Origin of the sequence: Leifsonia xyli (assembly GCA_001647635.1) — a bacterium.
GTDB lineage: Bacteria > Actinomycetota > Actinomycetes > Actinomycetales > Microbacteriaceae > Leifsonia > Leifsonia xyli_A.
Map to the genome: position 1 here is coordinate 849228 of CP014761.1, position 20647 is coordinate 869874.

General features: G+C 69.7%; 19 protein-coding genes and 1 pseudogene. 9 read left to right on the forward strand and 11 right to left on the reverse strand.

From position 1 onward, the window contains the following. Positions 1-27: 27 nt before the first annotated feature. Positions 28-2075 (reverse strand): annotated as a pseudogene (locus tag A0130_04215) (hypothetical protein). A gap of 59 nt (positions 2076-2134) precedes the next feature. On the opposite strand from A0130_04215, the gene A0130_04220 reads away from it, so the two are divergent. Next, entirely contained in the window at positions 2135-2941 is an 807-nt protein-coding gene (locus tag A0130_04220) for a thymidylate synthase (protein ANF30987.1), read from the forward strand. After that, on the forward strand, positions 2938-3417 hold the full coding sequence (locus A0130_04225; GenBank protein ID ANF30988.1) for a dihydrofolate reductase: 480 nt from the start codon (positions 2938-2940) through the stop codon (positions 3415-3417). Before A0130_04220 ends, A0130_04225 begins: the two co-directional genes overlap by 4 nt. A gap of 30 nt (positions 3418-3447) precedes the next feature. Here the strand turns inward: A0130_04225 and A0130_04230 are convergent, their stop codons facing one another. Beyond that, a complete protein-coding gene (locus tag A0130_04230; protein ID ANF33286.1) occupies positions 3448-4056 on the reverse strand; it encodes a hypothetical protein in 609 nt (202 codons plus the stop codon). A 107-nt stretch (positions 4057-4163) separates the two neighbouring features. Here A0130_04230 and A0130_04235 point away from each other — a divergent pair, with 107 nt between their 5' ends. Both A0130_04235 and A0130_04240 read left to right on the forward strand, forming a co-directional pair. Then, complete coding sequence (locus A0130_04235) at positions 4164-5462, forward strand: aminotransferase (protein ID ANF30989.1); 1299 nt, start codon at positions 4164-4166, stop codon at positions 5460-5462. 2 nt (positions 5463-5464) lie between these two features. Beyond that, the gene (locus A0130_04240; GenBank protein ID ANF30990.1) at positions 5465-5974 is read left to right on the forward strand and encodes a GNAT family N-acetyltransferase; all 510 of its coding nucleotides are present in this window, start codon (positions 5465-5467) and stop codon (positions 5972-5974) included. 81 nt (positions 5975-6055) lie between these two features. Here A0130_04240 and A0130_04245 read toward each other — a convergent pair whose 3' ends face one another. From A0130_04245 to A0130_04260, 4 genes are read right to left on the reverse strand one after another with little or no spacing between them, the layout of a single operon-like run. Then, entirely contained in the window at positions 6056-6754 is a 699-nt protein-coding gene (locus tag A0130_04245) for a PTS enzyme I (GenBank protein ID ANF30991.1), read from the reverse strand. Beyond that, the gene (locus A0130_04250; GenBank protein ANF30992.1) at positions 6751-7392 is read right to left on the reverse strand and encodes a dihydroxyacetone kinase subunit L; all 642 of its coding nucleotides are present in this window, start codon (positions 7390-7392) and stop codon (positions 6751-6753) included. The genes A0130_04245 and A0130_04250 overlap by 4 nt, the downstream gene beginning before the upstream one ends. A gap of 32 nt (positions 7393-7424) precedes the next feature. Further along, positions 7425-8423 (reverse strand): dihydroxyacetone kinase subunit DhaK, encoded by a 999-nt coding sequence (locus A0130_04255; GenBank protein ANF30993.1) that lies wholly within the window; start codon positions 8421-8423, stop codon positions 7425-7427. 23 nt (positions 8424-8446) lie between these two features. Continuing rightward, positions 8447-9496 (reverse strand): anthranilate phosphoribosyltransferase, encoded by a 1050-nt coding sequence (locus tag A0130_04260; protein ANF30994.1) that lies wholly within the window; start codon positions 9494-9496, stop codon positions 8447-8449. Between the two features lie 132 nt (positions 9497-9628). Between A0130_04260 and A0130_04265 the strand changes: the two genes are divergently transcribed. The 5 genes from A0130_04265 (at position 9629) to A0130_04285 (ending at position 14760) form a co-directional block, all read left to right on the forward strand. Beyond that, positions 9629-10273, forward strand: coding sequence for a cytochrome B (locus A0130_04265; protein ANF30995.1), 645 nt, complete (start codon positions 9629-9631; stop codon positions 10271-10273). 23 nt (positions 10274-10296) lie between these two features. Then, positions 10297-11136 carry a cystathionine beta-lyase gene (locus tag A0130_04270; protein ID ANF30996.1) on the forward strand — a complete coding sequence of 280 codons (840 nt, stop codon included), beginning with the start codon at positions 10297-10299 and terminating at the stop codon, positions 11134-11136. A 45-nt stretch (positions 11137-11181) separates the two neighbouring features. After that, positions 11182-12249: a ubiquinol-cytochrome C reductase gene (locus A0130_04275; protein ANF30997.1), complete on the forward strand. Its 1068-nt coding sequence runs from the start codon at positions 11182-11184 to the stop codon at positions 12247-12249. After that, complete coding sequence (locus A0130_04280; GenBank protein ANF30998.1) at positions 12246-13868, forward strand: ubiquinol-cytochrome c reductase cytochrome b subunit; 1623 nt, start codon at positions 12246-12248, stop codon at positions 13866-13868. The genes A0130_04275 and A0130_04280 overlap by 4 nt, the downstream gene beginning before the upstream one ends. 76 nt (positions 13869-13944) lie before the next feature. Beyond that, positions 13945-14760, forward strand: a complete 816-nt coding sequence (locus tag A0130_04285) for a hypothetical protein (GenBank protein ANF30999.1) — start codon at positions 13945-13947, stop codon at positions 14758-14760. Positions 14761-15526: 766 nt separating this feature from the next. Here the strand turns inward: A0130_04285 and A0130_04290 are convergent. From A0130_04290 to A0130_04310, 5 genes are all read right to left on the reverse strand, one after another. Next, positions 15527-15949 (reverse strand): cytochrome c oxidase subunit IV, encoded by a 423-nt coding sequence (locus tag A0130_04290; GenBank protein ANF31000.1) that lies wholly within the window; start codon positions 15947-15949, stop codon positions 15527-15529. 3 nt (positions 15950-15952) lie between these two features. Then, entirely contained in the window at positions 15953-17701 is a 1749-nt protein-coding gene (locus tag A0130_04295) for a cytochrome ubiquinol oxidase subunit I (GenBank protein ANF31001.1), read from the reverse strand. Positions 17702-17710: 9 nt separating this feature from the next. Next, complete coding sequence (locus A0130_04300) at positions 17711-18610, reverse strand: cytochrome C oxidase subunit II (GenBank protein ID ANF31002.1); 900 nt, start codon at positions 18608-18610, stop codon at positions 17711-17713. Positions 18611-18755: 145 nt separating this feature from the next. Beyond that, positions 18756-19112 carry an iron-sulfur cluster insertion protein ErpA gene (locus A0130_04305; protein ANF31003.1) on the reverse strand — a complete coding sequence of 119 codons (357 nt, stop codon included), beginning with the start codon at positions 19110-19112 and terminating at the stop codon, positions 18756-18758. 77 nt (positions 19113-19189) lie between these two features. Then, positions 19190-20629 (reverse strand): dipeptidase, encoded by a 1440-nt coding sequence (locus A0130_04310; GenBank protein ANF31004.1) that lies wholly within the window; start codon positions 20627-20629, stop codon positions 19190-19192. Positions 20630-20647 lie beyond the last annotated feature (18 nt).

Genomic DNA, 20647 nt, shown 5'->3' on the forward strand with positions numbered 1-20647 from the left:
CCGCCAGGCCCCCGCCTGTGGAGCGTGTCACTCGACGGACTGCTCCTGCCGGCGCACCGCAGGCACGGCCGACACCAGCACGCCGAACAGCCCGATCACGAGCGCGATCACGACGCCGATGTTGCTCGTGCCGATCCCCGCCTGCGGGTCGATGCCGACCATCCGGAACAGGTAGCCCTCCCAGCCGAGCCACGGCAGTGGCGAGCTCACGGTCCCGAGGCCGACCGCCGTGCCCGCGACCAGCAGGGCCAGGTTCGTCCACCGCCAGTCCGGGTACGCGCCGCCGCGCGCGAGCAGCGACGGCGAGTGCAGCCGCCGGGTGCGCAGCATCATCTCCCCGGAGAACACGCCGACCCAGGCGGCGACCGGCACCGACAGCGCGGTCGGCACTCCGCGGATCACCGAGGAGAGGTCGGTCACCGTCGCCGCGAGCACGCCGCCCACGATCGCCACGGCAGCCCCGGCGACCAGGGTGCTCCAGCGCCGCCCCAGCCGCACGCCGAGGGCGTCGATCGTGAACCCGGTCGAGTACAGCGTCAGCACCAGCGCCGAGACGAGCGAGAGTCCGACCGCCAGCAGCAGTGGGACGGGGTACCAGCCGGGGAGGCCGAGCCCGACGAGCGCGCCGACCGGGTCCTGCGCGAGATCGGCCGCCCATCCCGGATTCGACGCGGCGAGCAGGCCGCCGTACGAGACGAGGACGAACGGCGGGACGCCCGCTCCGAAGGTCGCCCAGAGCATCGCTGCTCCCCCGGACGACAGCGGACGCTGGTAGCGCGCGACCTCCGCGCTGCTCATCGCCCAGGCCAGCCCGACGTAGCTGAGCACGAGGACGGCACCGGTCACGACGTGCGTCCAGAGCGCGTCCCGGGCGTCGAGCGCCCGCGAAAGGTCGACGTGCTGCCACGTCGCCATGATCATCAGCACGATGAGCACGGCGGAGGCGATGGTGAGCACCAGCTGCACCCGCGCGACCAGCGCATACCCGATGTACGCGACCGCGACGGCCACGGCGATCGTGACGGCGAGCGCCGTCACCGTCGCTCCGACGGCGTTGCCCGGCCACCCCTCTGCCTCGGTGAGCGACCCCGCCGCGGAGCCCGCCAGCCAGAGCAGCACGGAGCCCCAGAACAGCTTGACCACCAGCGCGATGACGGTCGGGAGGAGGTTGCCGCGCATCCCGAAGGTCGCCCGCGAGACGACGAGGGTCGGCTGCCCGCTCCACTTGCCCGCGAGCGTGCCGAGGCCGAGCGGGAGGAAGGAGAGCGCCACGCCCACGAGGGTGGCGACGAGCAGCTGCCGCAGGCTCAGGCCGAGGACGAACAGGGTCGCGCCGACGCCGACGCTGATGAGGGACGAGGTGCCCGCGAACCACAGCCAGAACATCCGGGAGGCGCGGCCGGCGCGAGCGCGGAGGGGCGTCGGCTCGAGATCCGACGTCTCGGGGTGAGAATGCTCGGCCGCGCATGGCGGGCGGCAGCGTGCGAGGCGGATTCGACGGGGGCCTCGGGGGCCGGTGCCTCGGGAAGGGCGGCGGGGGCCGGAGCGGAGTCCACGGCGCGGGAGGCGGCGGGAGCGGGTGGGGTGTCCGGTCGGGGCTCCGGCTGCTGCTCGTCGGATTCGGGCTGCGCGACCGGGAGGACCGGCACCGGCTCGGAGTCACGCGGCGCGAGCTCCGGCGGGACGAAGTCGAGGGGCTCAGCGCGCGCGATCGGCCGATAGGCCGGCGGCGAGATCACCTCGGCCGGCGGCTCGGGCTGCGGCTCCTCTGCCCGCTGCACCGGGATCGCCGCCGTCGCCACCCACGGGCTGAAGGTCGGCTCCGGCCCTGTCGGCTCCCGTCGCACCGGGAGGTCGTCGAAACTGATCAGCTCCGTCGGCGCCCCGACCCACTGATCCTCGTCATCCGACGCCTCGTCTGCATCGTCACCGTCGGCGGCCTGCGCCTCCGCCGGCGCCGTCCCGGCCCGCGGAACGACGATGGGGATCGCGGGCGTTATCCGCGCGACCTCCTCCTCCAGCGCGCTGGCGAGCTCGTCGTCGCTGTGCCGCTCGCCGCGCGTCGCCCCATCCATGACGCCAGACTACCGACGCGTCGCGCGCACCTGGAGCGGCGAACACGTACCATCGGAGCGTGACCCGGATTGCGACCCCGTACGAAGACCTGCTGCGCGACGTGCTGGCGAACGGCGCCCGCAAATCCGACCGCACCGGCACCGGGACGCGCAGCGTCTTCGGCCGTCAACTGCGGTTCGATCTCGCCGACGGCTTCCCGCTCATCACCACCAAGCGCGTCCACTTCAAGTCGATCGCGTACGAGCTGCTGTGGTTCCTCCGCGGCGAGAGCAACGTCGGCTGGCTGCGCGACAACGGCGTCACCATCTGGGACGAGTGGGCCGATCAGGATGGCGAGCTCGGCCCGGTCTACGGCGTCCAGTGGCGCTCGTGGCCGACCCCCGACGGCCGGCACATCGACCAGATCCAGCAGGTGATCGACACCCTTCGAACCGACCCGGACTCGCGCCGCATCATCGTCTCCGCGTGGAACGTCGCCGACATCCCGGATATGGCGCTCGCCCCGTGCCACGCCTTCTTCCAGTTCTACGTCGCCGACGGCAAGCTCTCCTGCCAGCTCTACCAGCGCAGTGCGGACATGTTCCTCGGCGTCCCGTTCAACATCGCCAGCTACGCACTGCTGACGCTCATGGTCGCCCAGCAGGTCGGCCTCGAGCCGGGCGAGTTCGTCTGGACCGGCGGGGACGTCCACATCTACGACAACCACGTCGAGCAGGTGACGGAGCAGCTGACGCGCGATCCGTATCCCGCGCCCACCCTCCGCTTCGCCCGGAAGCCCGAGAGCATCTTCGACTACCGGTTCGAGGACTTCGTCGTCGAGGACTACCAGCACCACCCCGCCATCCGCGCGGCCGTGGCCGTATGACGATCGGACTGATCTGGGCGCAGGCCCACGACCGGGTGATCGGCGCCGGCGGCGTCATGCCCTGGCACCTCACCGAGGACCTCAAGCACTTCCGCGCAGTGACCGGCTCCGACCCGGTGATCATGGGACGCCGCACCTGGGAGTCGCTGCCCGAGCGCTACCGCCCGCTCCCGGGCCGCACGAACATCATCGTCACGCGGCAGGAGGGCTGGGAGGCACCGGGCGCGCAGGTCGTCCACTCGGTCGACGTCGCCCTCGCCGCGGCAGCCGACGGCATCGTCTGGGTGATCGGCGGCGCCGAGCTGTACAGCCAGACCCTGCCCCGCGCGGACCGCCTCGAGATCACCGAGATCGACCTCGACGTGGACGGCGACACCCGGGCGCCGGACCCGGGCGACGGCTGGACCGTCGACGCCGGCGACTGGCAGACCGCCGGCAACGGGATGCGCTACCGCTTCCTCACGTACACCCGCTGACCCGAACCTGAACGGAACAGAAGGGATCCGTCAGCCTCCGGAGCCGAGACCGGCCACGAGGTTCACCGTCGCCGCGACGATGACCGTCCCGAACAGGTACGAGAGCAGCACGTGGTGCAGGATCGTCCGCCGGATGTACGAGCTGGAGATGTCCGTGTCCGACACCTGGAACGTCATCCCGAGGGTGAAGGCGAGGTAGGCGAAGTCGCTGTACTGCGGCTCCTCCTTCTGATTGAAGTCGATGCCGCCGCCCCCGCGGTAGTAGATCCGGGCGTAACGGAGCGTGTAGAGGGTGTGGACCAGCGTCCAGGACAGGGCGACCGACACGATCGCCAGCAGCGCGACCCCCAGCTGGGCTCCGCCCTTGAGGTTCCGGGCGTCCACCAGGATGTAGACCACGGCCACGACGCTCGCCGCGGCCGCGAGGATGAGCACGAGGTCGGCCGTCCGGCGTCCCGGGTCCTCCAGCGTCGCGTGCTCCTTGGTGGTCGGCCCGTCGAGCTTCCACACCGACACCCAGACCCAGGTGACGTAGACGAGGCACGCCGCCGCCCACCCCGCGATGACGGCGTAATGCCACGCGTTGAGGAGGCCGGTGACAATGGCGACGAGCAGTCCCGCCACCAGGGCCGCAGCCATCTTGATCCGCGTGATCCCGCGGCGGCGCTTCACTTCGTCGGTCACACTCCGGATGTTCGCACACCCGGGCCGCGCGGACCCTGAGGCTCGGCCGGTACGATCGATGCGTGACCGACGCACCGCTGCAGCCCGCTCCCCTCGCCGACCTCGACACCCCGACCCTGCGCGCGGCGCACGCCGCCTTCGCACACGACTACGACGAGCTCAAGGCCGCCGGCCTCTCACTCGACATCACGCGCGGAAAGCCGTCCGCCGAGCAGCTCGACCTGTCGAACGACCTGCTGCACCTGCCGGACGGCGCCTACCGCGATGCAGCGGGAACCGACCTCCGCAACTACGGCGGCCCGAACGGCCTGCCTGAGCTGCGCGCGATCTTCGCCGAGGCGCTCCAGGTGCCGGTGCCGCAGCTGCTCGCGCTCGGCAACTCCAGCCTCACGATCATGCACGACACCATCGCGCAGGCACTGCTCCACGGCGTTCCCGGCGGCGAGCTGCCGTGGGCGAACCAGTCGATCAGCTTCCTGGCGCCGGTGCCGGGGTACGACCGCCACTTCACCATCCTGGAGCGTTTCGGCATCCGGATGATCCCGGTCCCGATGAACGAGGACGGCCCCGACATCGAGGCGGTCGCGTCGCTTCTCGCCGCCGACGACAGCATCAAGGGGATGTGGTGCGTCCCCGTCTACTCGAACCCGACCGGCGCCGTGTACAGCGAGGAGGTCGTGCGCGCCCTCGTGTCGCTGCCCGCCGCCCCCGACTTCCGCCTGTTCTGGGACAACGCCTACGTCGTCCACCACCTCACCGACGAGCGACCGGCGCCGATCGACGTGCTCGCGCTGGCCGCCGAGGCCGGCAACCCGGACCGCCCGCTCATCTTCGCGTCCACCTCCAAGGTCACCTTCCCCGGCGCCGGGGTCGCGTTCTTCGGCGCGTCCGAGGCGAACGTCGCCTGGTTCCAGTACAACTCGGCCGCGCAGAGCATCGGGCCGGACAAGATCAACCAGCTGCGCCACGTCCAGCTGCTGCGGGATGCGAACGGCCTCGCCGCGCACATGGAGAAGCACCGCGCCATCCTCGAGCCGAAGTTCGCCGCGGTCGACACGGTCTTCCGCGACCGCCTCGCCCCGTGGGGCGCGGGCTCGTGGAACGCGCCGAAGGGCGGCTACTTCGTCAGCCTCGACGTGCCCGACGGAGCGGCGAAGCGCGCGGTGCAGCTCGCCAAGGAGGCGGGCATCGCCGTCACGCCGGCGGGAGCGACCTTCCCGTACGGCGACGACCCGCGCGACGCGAACATCCGGATCGCGCCGACCCTGCCGCCGCTCGGCGAGCTGACCACCGCGCTCGAGGGCTTCAGCACGGCGATCCTGCTCGCGGCGGCGGAGACGCTGCTCGCCGACCGGGACTGACCGTGGCCGGCTGGGTCGTCCGCGCGAGCACCGAGGACGACTGGGAGGCGTACCGCGCCCTTCGGTTCGAGATGCTCGCCGACGCGCCGATCGCGTTCCTCGAGACGCTGGAGCAGGCGAAGCAGCACCCCGAGGAGCACTGGCGCCGCCGCGCCTCCAACACCGTCGGCACCACCACGCTGTTCGCCGCGGTGGCGGAGGACGGGCGCTGGCTCGGCAGCATGGGCGGGTACCAGGCGGTGGGGGCTCTCGACCCGTACCTCGTCGGCGTCTACGTGACGCCGGCGTTCCGCGGCCGCGAGCACGGGATGACGGACGCGCTCCTCGACGCCGTCATCGCCTGGGCCCGGGGACGCGGCGACCGGCTGCTGCTGGAGGTGCACGAGGACAACGAGCCGGCCATCCGTTCGTACCTGCGGCGCGGGTTCGTCTTCACCGGCCGCACGCAGCCCTATCCGCTCGACCGCACGGCGAACGAGCGGGAGATGGAGCTCCCGCTCCCCACCTCCTGATGCCGCCGAGCACAGGAAAAACGTCGCCCCGCACGGAGGAAGGCGACGTTTTTCCTGTGCTCGGCGGCTAGGGGGCGCGGGTCAGACCTCGCCGAAGCCGGTGTCGACCAGGTCGGCCAGCGCGTCCACGGCGGGGCGGCCGTCGGGGTCGTCCGAGGCGATGCGCGCGGTCGACCCGGCCGTGAGACCGAGCGACATGATGCCGAGGAGGCTCTTCGCGTCCTTGCCGTTGACGGTCACCTTCACCGGGAAGGTGTTGGCGAGCTTGACGAACTCCGCCGCGGGGCGTGCATGCAGGCCCTCCGGGTTCCGGACGACCACCTCGCGCTCGTAGGGACCGGAGGCGGCGGGCGCCTCGGGCTCCGGAGCCGCGTCGCCGCCGGAACCGGCCCACGCGTCGACTGCGCCGCGTGCCGCCTCGGCGACCGCGTCCAGCCCGCTCCCCGACTCGGCGGCGACCGCGGCCGCCACGCCGCCCTCGACGAATGGGACGTCGACCACGCGGACGCGCGCCCGCTGGTCCTCGTCGAGCATGTCGAGCACCGTCTCCGCCGTCAGCAGGGCCGAGCCCAGGTCGCTGATGACCACGACCCCGTCACCGCCGTCCGCCTCCGCGACACCGGACATGACCTTCGTGAAGCTCGTGCCGATCCCGTCGTCGTCCGTGCCGCCGGCCGCGACCAGGTGCACCGATCCCGCCATCTGACCGGCGAGGTCGACCATCCCCTCGGCGATCCGGGAGCTGTGCGAGACGAAGACGATGCCGACCTTCTCGCTCATCCGGCCGCCTCGGCCGTCTGCGCCGCAGCCCGCAGGATGAGCGCCGTCGACTGCGCGCCGGGATCGCGGTGCCCGGCCGACCGCTCGCCCAGGTAGCTCGCGCGGCCCTTCCGGGCGACCAGCGGCTCGGTGGCCTCCGCGCCCTTCTCGGCCGCCTCCGCCGCGGCGCCCAGGATGCCCGCGGCCGACGCCCCGGACTCCTGGGCCGCCCGTGCGGCGTCGACGGCCGGCGTCCAGGCGTCGACCATGGTCTTGTCGCCGGGTTCGGCCTTGCCGCGGGACACGATGCCGTCGCGCGCGGCCGCCAGGGCCGCCACGAGGGCTTGGGTCTCGATCTCGTCGCCCGCGCCCACCGGATCCGCGGCCTTGAGGAACGCCGTGCCGTAGAGCGGGCCGGACGCGCCGCCCACGGTCGAGATCAGCGTCATCGCGACCGAGCGCAGCGCCGCATTCGGCGTCGCGTCGTCCGGCAGCTTCTCCAACGCTGCAACCGAGGCGCGCAGGCCGCGGTCCATGTTCTCGCCGTGGTCGCCGTCGCCGATCTCGCGATCGAGGGTGTTGAGCTCCTGCTTGTGCTCGCCGATGGATTCGGCGGCGGCCGAGATCCACGCCTTCACCCAGTTCGTGTCCAGCGTCATCGACGCCTCCTTGTCGTTGTCGATCCGGCTTGTCAGATGCCCCAGCGCAGCGCGGCGGTGTGGACGGGGGCGTCCCACAGCTGCGTGAACTCGTCGTCCAGCTTGAGCAGGGTGATCGACGCGCCCTGCATCTCGAGCGAGGTGACGTAGTTGCCCACGAGCGAGCGGGTGATCGAGATGCCGCGCTCGTCGAGGATCTCGGCCGCGCGGCGGTACAGGATGTACAGCTCCGACAGCGGCGTGCCGCCCATACCGTTGACGAACAGCAGCACCGGCGAGCCCTCGTACGAGAGATCGGCGAGGATGGCGTCCATCATCCGGTCGACCAGGCGGTCCGCCGGCTCGAGCTTGATCCGCTCGCGCCCCGGCTCGCCGTGGATGCCGACGCCGAACTCGATCTCGTCGTCCGGGAGCACGAAGCCGGGCTCTCCGGCGTGCGGGACGGTGCCGTCGGTCAGCGCGAGGCCGATCGACCGCACGTTCGCGTTGACGCGCTCGGCGATGGCGGTGACCGTGTCGAGGTCGTCTCCGCGGTCGGCGGAGGCGCCCGCGATCTTCTCGACGAGGACGGTGCCGGCGACCCCGCGGCGTCCCGCGGTGTAGAGGGAGTCCTGCACGGCGACGTCGTCGTTCGTGACGACCGAGCGCACCGTGATGCCCTCGGCGCCGACGAGGTCGGCCGCGGTCTCGAAGTTGAGCACGTCGCCCGTGTAGTTCTTGACGATGTGGAGCACGCCCGCGCCGCCGTCGGCGGCCTTGGTGGCCTCCACGATCGGCATGGGGGTGGGCGAGGTGAAGACCTCGCCGGGCACGGCCGCGTCCAGCATCCCCTTGCCGACGAAGCCGGCGTGGAGGGGCTCGTGGCCGCTGCCGCCGCCGCTGACCAGTCCGACCTTGCCCTGGACGGGTCCGTCGGCCCGGGAGACGAACTTCGGATCCTGCGACACCCGGACGATGTCGGCGTGAGCCCGGCCGAACCCCGCGAGGGACTCGGTCACGACGTCGGGTACGTCGTTGATGAGCTTCTTCATCGAAACCCTTCCTTCCACTGCTGTCAGTGCGTCGCCGCCACCCACTGGTCGAGCTTCGCGGCCGCGGCCCCGGAGTCGATCGCTTGGGCTGCGACCGCCATTTGCGAACGGAAACGATCCAGGATGGAGACCTGGACCCTCGACGGGTCGGACGCGAGCTCGTAGGACACGAGCCCGGCCGCCGCGTTGAGCAGGACGATGTCGCGCACGGGGCCTTCTTCTCCCGCGAGCACGGCACGCACGACCGCCGCGTTGTACGCGGCGTCCTTCCCGAGCAGGTCCTCGATCCGCGCCCTCGGGATGCCGAGGTCGCGCGGGTCGATGTCGTGCTCGGTGACGAGGCCCCGGGAGACCTCCCAGACGTGGCTGTGGCCGGTGGTCGACAGCTCGTCGAGCCCGTCGTCGCCGCGGAAGACCAGCGCGGTCGCACCGCGGGTCTGGAACACGCCGACGATGAGCGGGATGCGGTCGAGCGTCGCGACGCCGACCGCGGATGCCTCGGGGCGCGCCGGGTTGCACAGCGGTCCGAGGTAGTTGAAGACGGTGGGGACGCCCAGCTGCGCGCGCACCGGCCCGGCGTTGCCGAATCCCGGATGGAAGGCGCTGGCGAAGGCGAACGTGATGCCGGCGACGCGCAGCACCTCGGCGACGCGGTCGGCGGAGAGCGTGAGGTCGATGCCCAGGGCGGCCAGCACATCCGAGGAGCCGGACGAGGAGCTCGCCGCGCGGTTGCCGTGCTTGATGACCGGCACCCCGGCCGCGGCGGCCACGATGGACGCGGTCGTCGAGACGTTCACCGTCCCGAAGCGGTCGCCGCCGGTGCCCACGATGTCGAGTGCCATCGGGTCGACGTCGAGCGGGACGGCGTGGTCGAGGATCGCGTCGCGGAAGCCGACGATCTCGTCGACCGTCTCGCCCTTGGCGCGCAGCGCGATGAGGAAGGCGGCCAGCTGGGCGTCCGTCGCCTCGCCGCTCATCACCTGGTCCATGGCCCAGGCCGCATCCGCCACGCTCAGGTGCTCCCCCGCCAGGAGAGACGTCAGCACGGACGACCAGGACTGCGTGTGGACCATGATGTGATCCTATCGGCGGCCGACACGCCACGGCGATACCGGCCATCCAGCACCGACTGAGGCTGACCTAACCGGAAATCGGGCCGATTCAAGCCCCATTGGTGAGAAAACCCCGGCTTCTTTTCAGCCATAATGGGTTACGTGACGAGCACCTCCCTTTCTCCCTCAGCGAGTGCGCCGGTTATCAACCGGCCCAACGTCGTGGCCGTCGGCACCATCGTCTGGCTCGGGTCGGAGGTGATGTTCTTCGCAGGCCTGTTCGCGATCTACTTCACCCTCCGGTCGACGTCGCCCGACCTGTGGGCCGCCGAGACGCAGCACCTCAACGTGCCGTACGCGCTGACGAACACGATCATCCTGGTTCTCAGCTCGGTCACCTGCCAGTTCGGCGTGTTCGCCGCCGAGCGCATGCAGCCGCGCCGCGCGGGCGGCATCCTGCAGTTCTGGCGCTGGGGCATGGTCGAGTGGTTCACGCTGACCTACATCATGGGCGCGATCTTCGTCTCCGGTCAGGTGCTCGAGTACGCGACGCTGGTGTCCGAGGGCATCGCGCTCAGCTCCAACGCCTACGGCTCCGCCTTCTACCTGACGACCGGCTTCCACGCCCTGCACGTCACGGGCGGCCTCATCGCCTTCCTCCTCGTCATCGGCCGCGCGTTCGCGGTCAAGATCTTCGGCCACAAGGAGGCGACCAGCGCCATCGTCGTCTCCTACTACTGGCACTTCGTCGACGTCGTGTGGATCGGACTGTTCGCGGTCATCTACATCATCCGATAGGAAACAGGAGCGTTCTTCACCCCATGCGTCCGAAAAACCCCAGCACGGTCAAGCCGGCCCGTTCGGCCAGGGCCTCCCGCAAGGGCGGCCGTCGCCACCCGCTGGCCACCGTCGCGCTCCTCGCGATCGGCCTGGGACTGACCGGCGGCGCGTACGCCGCGTTCACCACCACCACGGCCTCGGCCGACGAGCCCCAGGTCGCTGCCGCGAGCCAGAGCTCCGTCGACGAGGGCAAGAAGCTCTTCCAGGCCAACTGCGCCACCTGCCACGGCCTCGACGCCCAGGGCAGCTCGGTCGCGCCGAGCCTCATCGGCGTCGGCGCCGCCGCGGTCGACTTCCAGGTCGGCACCGGCCGCATGCCGATGCAGATGCAGGGCCCGCAGGCGCAGGAGAAGCCGGTCCAGTTCACGGATGAGCAGGTCAAGGCGCTGGCCGACTACGTCGCCTCCCTCGCCCCCGGGCCGTCCATCCCGGAGCAGAAGTACCTCGACGGCAAGGGCGACGCCGCGCACGGCGCCGAGCTCTTCCGCATCAACTGCGCGATGTGCCACAACGTCGCCGGCGCCGGTGGCGCGCTGACCGAGGGCAAGTACGCCCCGCCGCTCACCGGCGTGAGCGCCCAGCACATCTACGAGGCCATGGTCACCGGTCCGCAGAACATGCCCGTGTTCAACGACCTGAACATCACGCCGCAGGGCAAGGCCGACATCATCACGTACCTGAAGTACATCCAGAACAACCCCTCCCCGGGTGGTTTCGAGCTCGGCTCCCTCGGCCCGGTGGCCGAGGGCCTCTTCCTCTGGATCTTCGGTCTGGGCGCCATCGTCGCCCTCACCGTGTGGATCACGGCGAAGTCGAACTAATCCGGATCCGTCTTCGGGTACGAACACAGCGTAAGAAGGAGAGCAATGGCACAGGACGACAACGGCGGGCACGAGCTCACGCCCGCCCGTCCGTCTGAGGAGCACCGGACCGGCAACCCCGGTACCGCGGTGGTGATCCGCGACGCCGTCGAGAACCCCGGGTTCCCGCCGCACCGTCCCCGCGTCACCGACCTCGACCCGAGGAAGGAGCGGCGCGCCGAGCGCACCGTCTACACGCTGTTCTACCTGTCGATCGCCGGCTCCGTCTGGGCCATCGCCGCCTACATGGCGTTCCCGATCGTCGACGGCGACCCGGGCTCGGTCCGTCTCAACAACCTCTTCATCGGCATCGGCAGCGCGCTCGCGCTGCTCGCCATCGGCATCGGCGCGGTCCACTGGGGCAAGGCGCTCATGCACGAGAAGGAGGGCGTCGACCTCCGCCACCCTGTACGGGGCAGCGAGGCGACCACCGCCCGCGCGGCCGAGATCTTCCGCCAGGCCGACGAGGAATCCGGCTTCAGCCGCCGCACCCTGGTGCGCAACAGCCTGATCGGCGCGCTCGTCGTCTTCCCGCTCCCCGCCGTCGTCCTGTTCCGCGGCCTCGCGCCGCAGAACGTCGACCCGGTGGAGGCTCTCTCGCAGACCATGTGGGCCAAGGGCGTCCGCCTGACCCGCGACCCAACCGGCACGCCCATCAAGGCCTCCGACGTCACCCTCGGCAGCGCGTTCCACGTGATCCCCGAGGGCCTCAACGAGGCCGAGGACATGCTCGAGCAAAAGGCGAAGGCCGCCGTGCTGCTCATGCGCCTCAAGCCCGAAGACCTGCACGTCTCCAAGGGCCGTGAGAACTGGAACTACGACGGCATCGTCGCCTACTCCAAGATCTGCACGCACGTCGGGTGCCCCGTGGCGCTCTACGAGCAGCAGACGCACCACCTGCTCTGCCCGTGCCACCAGTCGCAGTTCGACATCACGCACGAAGCGCAGGTCATCTTCGGACCGGCGAAGCGGCCGCTGCCGCAGCTGCCGATCACCGTCGACGCCGATGGCTACCTGGTCGCCCGCAGCGACTTCCACGAGCCCGTCGGCCCGAGTTTCTGGGAGCGCCATTGAGCACCACCACCGCCGCACGGCCTGCGGCACAGTCGACCGCCCCGCAGAAGGGCGGATTCGTGGCGGCTGCCTCGAACTACCTCGAGGACCGCACCAGCATCTCGGGCGCCGTCAAGGAGTTCGGTCGCAAGATCTTCCCCGACCACTGGTCCTTCCTCCTCGGCGAGGTCGCGCTCTACAGCTTCATCGTCATCCTGCTGTCGGGCACGTTCCTCACGTTCTTCTTCCAGGCGTCCATGGCCGAGGTGGTCTACCACGGCTCGTACGTCCCGCTGAAGGGCATCGAGATGTCGTCGGCCATGCAGTCGACGCTGAACATCTCGTTCGAGGTCCGCGGCGGACTGCTGGTCCGTCAGATCCACCACTGGGCGGCACTGCTGTTCGTGGCGGCCATCGGCCTGCACATGCTCCGCATCTTCTTCACCGGCGCGTTCCGCAAGCCGCGTGAGCTGAACTGGGTCATCGGCTTCGTCCTCTTCATCCTCGCGATGGGCGAGGGCTTCACCGGCTACTCCCTCCCGGACGACCTGCTCTCGGGCAACGGCCTCCGGATCATCGACGGCCTGATCAAGGGCCTGCCGGTGGTCGGCACCTGGATCTCGTTCCTGCTCTTCGGCGGCGAGTTCCCGGGCACGGCGATCGTCGGACGCCTCTACACGCTGCACATCCTGCTGCTGCCCGCACTGGTCGTGGCCTTCATCGCCCTGCACCTGATGTTCGTGGTCATCCACAAGCACACGCAGTACGCGGCTCCGGGTCGCACCCAGGGCAACGTCGTGGGCTACCCGGTCCTCCCGGTGTACGCGGCGAAGGCCGGCGGCTTCTTCTTCATCGTCTTCGGTGTCGTGGCGCTGCTCGCGTCGTTCTTCACGATCAACCCGATCTGGAACTACGGCCCGTACGACCCCTCCCCCGTGTCCGCCGGTACGCAGCCGGACTGGTACATCGGCTTCGCGGACGGCGCCCTGCGTCTGGTCCCGCCGGGCTGGGAGTTCGTGTGGCTGAACCGCACCTGGTCGTTCAACATCATCATCCCGGTGGCGATCCTCGGACTGTTCATCGTGACGGTCATGATCTACCCGTTCCTCGAGGCGTGGGTGACCGGCGACAAGCGCGAGCACCACATCCTGGACCGTCCGCGCAACGCCCCGACCCGCACCGCCATCGGCGCCGCCGGCGTCACGTTCTACGCGGTCTTCTGGGCGGCGGCGAGCTCGGACATCATGGCGACGCACTTCAAGCTGACGATGGAGGGCGTGATCCACGCCCTGCAGCTGCTGCTGTTCGTCGGACCGCTGATCGCCTACGTCGTGACCAAGCGCGTCTGCATCGCCCTGCAGAAGAAGGACCGCTCGATCGCCTTGCACGGCTACGAGTCGGGCCGCATCGTGAAGCTCCCCGGTGGCGAGTTCATCGAGGTGCACGAGCAGCTGAGCGACTACGAGCGCTGGCGTCTGGTCTCGTACGAGACCTACGAGCCGCTGATGCTCCGCCCGAACCGCCGCGGCAAGATCACCGCTGCGAACCGGGTGCGCGCCGGCCTCTCCCGCTGGTTCTTCGAGGACCGTCTCGTTCCGCCGACCCGCGGCGAGCTCGAGTCGGGCCACGGCGAGCACTGACCCATCCCGCGTGACAAGCGCCGGCGCGAGCGATCGCGCCGGCGCTTTCGCGTATCCCCGACAGGAAGCCGAAACCGTGCCGCGTGACCTCCCCCGCCTCGCCGCCTGGCTGCGCTGCCCTGTCTGCGCGGCGGACCTCGAGCAGGTCGACCGCCTGACCCTCGGTTGCACCAACGGCCACCGTCACGACGTCAACAAGCGCGGCTTCGTCTCGCTGCTCGGCGGCGGAAGCAAGCACCTGGGCGACTCCACCGAGATGCTCGACGCCCGCGACCGCGTGCTCGAGGGCGGCGCCTACTCCCCCATCGCGTCGGCGGTGGCGGCCAGCGCCGCCGGTGTGCGCATCCTCGACGCGGGAGCCGGCACCGGCTACTACCTGCGCGCCGCCCTCGCCCCATCCCCCGAGGCGAGCGGCCTGGCGATGGACCTGTCCCCGCAGGCGGTCGCCCGCGCCGTCCGCTCCTCCGAGCGCGTGGACGGCCTGGTGGCCGACACCTGGCGTCCCCTCCCCGTGCGCTCCGGACTGGTCGATGCGGTCCTCGACGTGTTCGCCCCTCGGAACCTTCCCGAGTTCCACCGCGTCCTGCGCCCAGGCGGACTCCTCGTGGTCGTGGTCCCGCGGGCCGACCATCTTGCGTCGCTGCGTGCGGCGGGCACCATGCTCGACATCCCGTCCGACAAGGCGGACGACGTCATCCACGCCGCAGAGCCCCTGTACGCCCTGCAGGCGCGCGAGCACGTGGCATACGACCTGGCACTCACCGACGAGCTGCGAGCGTCCCTGGTGGGCATGGGCCCGTCCGCCCGACACACCGCTGGAGTCTCGGCACCCGACCTCGCCGTCGACACGACGCGCGTCTCCGTCGACGTCCTCACCTTCGCCCGCCGCTGACGCGGCCTCCAGGCCGCCGCCGCGACGGCGGCTGCGCACGGGCGTCACAGTGCGCTGGCCCCGCCACACGCGACCCAGCCACCCCGCCACCGCGTCTGCGATTTGGTTGCCCCAATACGCCGTGGGACCTTCTCCCACAAAGGCGTGTTGCGTCAACCAGGCCGGCGCCGCGGCGACTGCGCACGGGCGTCATAGTGCGCTGGCCCGCCAGACGTGAGCCGTTCGCCCCGCCACTACGCCTGCGATCTGGTTGACCCGACACGCCGATCGGCCGCCTCCTGCGACGGCGTGTTGCGTCAAGCAGAGTTCGCGGCGGCCTGTGAGGACTGGTGGGTGTGGGCGGCGCAGCTCCGCGCCGGCGGGGGCCGCATCCATGAGACGCAACACGCCGTTACGGGGTCCGCGAAGCAGCGTGTTACGTCCCATGGCTGACCCCGCCGTGCGGGTGGCGTGCTATCCAGCGTCCAGACAACGCGCTACGCCGTGCCGTCCGCGTCGCGCGACAGCGTGTTCCGTCAAGCAGAGGTCGTGACAGGCATCCACTGGTCCCAACACGCCGTTATACCCCCGTAGGTAACGGCGTGTTGGGACCAGTGGATGCGAGCGGAACAGGTCAGCTCCGGCCGGGCCGCATCCATGGGACGCGACACGCCGCTACGGGGCACGCCTAACGGCGTGTTGCGCCCCATCGATGGGGTCGGGGTGCCGGCGCACACGACGAAGGCCGCCTCCCAGCGGGAGACGACCCTCGTACGGACGTGCGTGGTTACCGGGCGAAGTAGCCGCGGTAGTACTCGTAGACCCAGCCGACGATGCAGACCAGGCTGAAGGCGACGCCGATGAAGCAGATCCAGATGCCGACGGCGAGGCCGAGGATGACCAGGCCGGCGCCGAAGGCCAGCGCGATCGGCCACCAGCTCCACGGGCTGAAGTGCCCGAGCTCCGGGTCGCCGTCGTCGATGTTGGCGTCGAGGCGGTCCTCCGGGAGCTCACCGCCCTGCGAGGCGTGCGAGCGGCCCACGTAGAACGCGATGAACGCGGACAGGACGGCCGCGAGCAGCATGCCCACGGTTCCGACCCACTCGACGTTCCGGTGGAAGGAGTCGGCGAGGTTCCACAGCGTGTAGACGATCGCCGACAGGACGAAGAAGATCGACAGGATCCAGAAGAGGATGGCATTGGCGCGCATGTGCTACTTCACCTCGTCGTTCGCGACGTCGTGGACGGGGGCGTCGGGGGCGTCCTTCGCCGGGCCGATGCCGATCGGGATACCGGCCTCCGGGTGGTTCAAGTCGAACGCCGGCGACTCCGAACGGATGCGCGGGATCGACGTGAAGTTGTGCCGCGGCGGCGGGCAGCTGGTCGCCCACTCGAGCGAGCGTCCGTAGCCCCACGGGTCGTTGACCGTGACCTTCGGCGCGTTGCGCGCGGTCAGGTACACGTTGACGAAGAACGGGATCATCGAGATCGCCAGGATGCCGGCGCCGATCGACGAGACCTGGTTCATCCAGGTGAAGCCGTCCGACGGCAGGTAGGTGGCGTACCGGCGCGGCATGCCCACGACGCCCAGCCAGTGCTGGATGAGGAACGTCGTGTGGAAGCCGATGAACAGCAGCCAGAAGTGCCACTTGCCCAGGCGGTCGTTGAGCATCTTGCCGGTCCACTTCGGCCACCAGAAGTAGAAGCCGGCGAACATCGCGAACACGACGGTTCCGAACACCACGTAGTGGAAGTGGGCGACGACGAAGTACGTGTCGGACACGTGGAAGTCGAGCGGTGGCGAGGCCAGGATGACACCGGTCAGACCACCGAACGTGAACGTGATCAGGAAGCCGATCGACCACAGCATCGGCGACTCGAACGTGAGCGAGCCGCGCCACATCGTGCCGACCCAGTTGAAGATCTTCACGCCGGTCGGGACCGCGATGAGCATCGTCATCAGCGAGAACCACGGCAGCAGCACCGAGCCGGTCACGTACATGTGGTGCGCCCACACGGTGACGGACAGGGCAGCGATCGCGATCGTCGCGTAGATCAGCGTCTTGTATCCGAAGATCGGCTTACGGCTGAAGACCGGGAAGATCTCGGACACGATGCCGAAGAACGGCAGCGCGATGATGTACACCTCGGGATGGCCGAAGAACCAGAACAGGTGCTGCCAGAGCAGGGCTCCGCCGTTCGCGGCGTCGTAGATGTGCGCGTCGAACACGCGGTCGGCGGCCAGGGCGAACAGCGCGGCGGCGAGGACCGGGAAGGCCATGAGCACGAGGATCGAGGTCACCAGGGTGTTCCAGGTGAAGATCGGCATGCGGAACATGGTCATGCCCGGCGCGCGCATCGTGATGATCGTCGTGATGAAGTTCACGGCGCCGAGGATGGTGCCGAAGCCGGAGAGGCCGAGGCCCAGCACCCACAGGTTTCCACCGATGCCCGGCGAGAACGTCGTACTCGACAGCGGCGCATAGGCGAACCATCCGAACGAGGCCGCGCCCTGCGGGGTGAGGAAGCCGGCGACGGCGATCAGCGAGCCGAACGAGTAGAACCAGTACGCCAGCGCGTTCAGCCGCGGGAAGGCGACGTCGGGCGCGCCGATCTGCAGCGGCATGAGCACGTTCGCGAAGCCCGCGAACAGCGGGGTCGCGAACATGAGCAGCATGATCGTGCCGTGCATGGTGAAGAGCTGGTTGTACTGCTCCTTCGTCTGCACGACCTGCAGGCCCGGCTCGAAGAGCTGGGCGCGGATGATCAGCGCCATCACGCCGCCGATGAGGAAGTACACGAACGACGAGATCAGGTACATGTACCCGATCGTCTTGTGGTCGGTCGACGTGATGTAGTTCACGAGGATGTTGCCCTTGCGCGCCACGCCGTTGGCGGACACGAACGAGGGCGTGGGCTTCGGGGCGGTGGTCGCCCCCGGTGCCGGTGCTGTCGTCGTCATCAGTGCGTCCTACTCGTTGCCGCCCTGGGGACCCGAAGGGGTGCCCCGGCCCGGCAGGTTCTGGTTGCGGTCGTACTCGGAGCCCAGCTGGCCCTCGTATCCCTGGTCCTTGAGCTTCTGGATGTGCGCGTCGTACTCGGACTGCGACACGATCTTGACGTTGAAGAGCATCGCGGAGTGGTACTCGCCGCAGAGCTCGGCGCACTTGCCGACGAAGGTACCGGTGCGGTCCGTCGTCTCGAAGTACATGTAGTTGGTCTTGCCCGGGATGACGTCCTTCTTGTAGAGCATCGCCGGCACCCAGAAGGAGTGGATCACATCGCGCGAGTCGAGCTGGATGGTGATCTTCTTGTTCTCGGGGAGGTACAGGGTCGGGACCTCGCCCTCCTGGACCGAGCCGGGAGTGGCGCTGTTGTCGTCCGGCTGGACCTGGATTCCCGGGTCGTAGACGTTGTCGCTGACGTAGTTGAAGTCCCACGCCCACTGCTTGGCGTACACCTGGATCTTGACGTCGGGGTTGGCGTAGGGCTGCTCGATGGCGGCCTGGTCGCGCGCGGTGAAGGCGAAGAAGCCGAGCACCAGGATGAGCGGCACGATCGTGTAGAAGATCTCGATCGGCATGTTGTAGCGCAGCTGCACCGGGAGGCCGGTCTGGCCCTTGCGCCGGCGGTAGACGATGACCGCCCACAGGATCAGGCCCCACACGACGATGCCGACGATGAGGAGGACGATCCAGCTGGTCACCCACAGGCCGCTGATGCGCTCGGTGTGGTTCGTGACGGGCGGCTCACCCTCGACGAAGCCCGGGAGGAATCCGTGCAGCTGGGCCTGAGTGCAGCCCGCGAGCGCTACGACGAGCGTCGCGGCGATCGGGATGGCAGCCCATCGGAGACGGCGATTGTGACGCACCGGTGACCTTTCGAGTGACTACTGGGACAGTTCACATGCAACTGTATGTGGCTGTCTCTACCCTACTCCGACTGACACCCTGATCCGAACAAAAGGGCCGCCCCGAGAGGGGCGGCCCGATGTGTTTTCCTGTGCTATGGAGCGCTCAGTGGAACGAGTCTCCGCAGGCGCAGGAGCCGGTGGCGTTGGGGTTGTCGATGGTGAAACCCTGCTTCTGGATGGTGTCCTCGAAGTCGATCGTCGCACCGTCGAGGTACGGGACGCTCATCTTGTCGACGATGACCTCCACCCCGTCGAAGTCGACGGTCGCGTCCCCGTCGAGCATGCGCTCGTCGAAGTAGAGCTGGTAGATCAGACCCGAGCATCCACCGGGCTGGACGGCGACGCGCAGACGCAGGTCGTCGCGGCCCTCCTGCTCGAGCAGGCTCTTGACCTTGGAGGCCGCGGTGTCGGTCAGGCCGACGCCGTGGGCCTTGGTCGCGGTCAGCGTTGTGTCGGTCATGGGGCTCCTTCGGAAGGATGTTTCTGACTCCGGAACGAAATCTGGGTCGATTGTACGACTTCCCGGTGGGAATTGATTCAGGATGCCTCGCGCGCGTTCAGCCGCGCAAGCAGGAGCGCCTCGGTGAGGATCGCCCGCTTGAACACGCCGAGGTGGAGCGACTCGTTCGGGCTGTGCGCCCGCGTGTCGGGGTCCTCGACTCCGGTGACCAGGATCTGCGCCTCCGGGAACTCGCGGACGAGGTCGGCGATGAACGGGATGGATCCGCCGATGCCGGTCTCGACCGCCTCCTTGCCCCACGCGTCGGTCATGGCGCGCTTGGCCTCGGTCGCCGCCCAGCCGGCCGTGTCCACGAGGAAGGGGTCGCCCAGGTCGACGTCCTCGATCGTGACGTGCGCGCCGAACGGCGCGTGCGCCCGCAGGTGCCGCTCCAGCGCCTCGTACGCCTCCCGGGCCGGCTGCCCGGGCGCGACGCGCGAGCTGACGCGCACCGCGACGCTCGGCAGCAGCGTGTTGGACGCGTTGGCGACGGTGGGCGCGTCGATGCCGGTGATGGTGATGGTCGGCTGCGACCACATCCGGGACAGGATGGGCCCGGTGCCGATGCTGGTCACACCATCGAGGAACGCGGCGTCCTTCGCCAGCTCCTCCTCGCTGAACGCAGGCGGCTCGGCGGCGTCGGTGTAGGAGCTGAGGCCCTCGACGGCCACCGACCCCTTCTCGTCGTGCAGGGTCGCCAGCAGCTTGACCATGGCGAGCATCGCGTCTGGGGCCGCGCCGCCGTACATGCCCGAGTGCGAGGCGTGCTCCAGCGTCGAGACGGTGAGCTTGAACGTGACGTTGCCGCGCAGCGACACGGTGAGTGCCGGGGTGTTCACGTCGACGTTGTCGGAGTCGGCGACGACGATCACGTCTGCGGCCAGCGCCTCCTTGTTCTGCTCCAGGAAGTGCGCGAAGGAGCGGGAGCCGAACTCCTCCTCCCCCTCGATGAAAACGGCGAGGCCGAGCTCGAGGTCGTCGCCGAAGGTGTCGCGCAGCGCGCGGACGGAGGCGACGTGCGCGAGCACGCCCGCCTTGTCGTCGGCGGCGCCACGCGCGTACAGGCGGTCGCCGCGCACGGTCGGCTCGAACGGCGGCGTCTCCCACAGAGCCTCGTCGCCCTCCGGCTGGACGTCGTGGTGCGCGTACAGCAGGACGGTCGGGCGGCCGTTGCGCGCAGCGCGCGTGGCGAGCACGGCGGGCTGGCCGAGGGTCTCGCCGTCCGCGGTCGGCGCCTGCTTGATCTCGACCGAGTCGAACATCCCGGTATCGCTCAGGAGGCCGGCCACGGCTTCGGCGCTGCGGCGGACGTTGGCGGGGTCGAACGCCGACCACGACACCGACGGGATGCGCACGAGCTGCGAGAGGTCGGCGACGGCGGAGGGCATCCCGCGGTCGACCGCGGTGCGCACCGCCCGCTCGGCGGGGTCGGACGAACCGGAAGTCGCCGGATCGGGAGTCTGCTGGCTGTCTGTCATGCGGATAATGTTAAGCGG

Bases quoted from the DNA above. Each gene is read 5' to 3' on its own strand.
- A0130_04245 (ANF30991.1), bottom strand. From the start codon at position 6,754: ATGAGCGAGAAGGTCGGCATCGTCTTCGTCTCGCACAGCTCCCGGATC.
- A0130_04260 (ANF30994.1), bottom strand. From the start codon at position 9,496: ATGGTCCACACGCAGTCCTGGTCGTCCGTGCTGACGTCTCTCCTGGCG.
- A0130_04290 (ANF31000.1), bottom strand. From the start codon at position 15,949: ATGCGCGCCAATGCCATCCTCTTCTGGATCCTGTCGATCTTCTTCGTC.
- A0130_04295 (ANF31001.1), bottom strand. From the start codon at position 17,701: ATGACGACGACAGCACCGGCACCGGGGGCGACCACCGCCCCGAAGCCC.
- A0130_04230 (ANF33286.1), bottom strand. From the start codon at position 4,056: ATGGCTGCGGCCCTGGTGGCGGGACTGCTCGTCGCCATTGTCACCGGC.
- A0130_04250 (ANF30992.1), bottom strand. From the start codon at position 7,392: ATGACGCTGGACACGAACTGGGTGAAGGCGTGGATCTCGGCCGCCGCC.
- A0130_04305 (ANF31003.1), bottom strand. From the start codon at position 19,112: ATGACCGACACAACGCTGACCGCGACCAAGGCCCACGGCGTCGGCCTG.
- A0130_04225 (ANF30988.1), top strand. From the start codon at position 2,938: ATGACGATCGGACTGATCTGGGCGCAGGCCCACGACCGGGTGATCGGC.
- A0130_04270 (ANF30996.1), top strand. From the start codon at position 10,297: ATGCGTCCGAAAAACCCCAGCACGGTCAAGCCGGCCCGTTCGGCCAGG.
- A0130_04310 (ANF31004.1), bottom strand. From the start codon at position 20,629: ATGACAGACAGCCAGCAGACTCCCGATCCGGCGACTTCCGGTTCGTCC.
- A0130_04275 (ANF30997.1), top strand. From the start codon at position 11,182: ATGGCACAGGACGACAACGGCGGGCACGAGCTCACGCCCGCCCGTCCG.
- A0130_04255 (ANF30993.1), bottom strand. From the start codon at position 8,423: ATGAAGAAGCTCATCAACGACGTACCCGACGTCGTGACCGAGTCCCTC.
- A0130_04265 (ANF30995.1), top strand. From the start codon at position 9,629: ATGGGTTACGTGACGAGCACCTCCCTTTCTCCCTCAGCGAGTGCGCCG.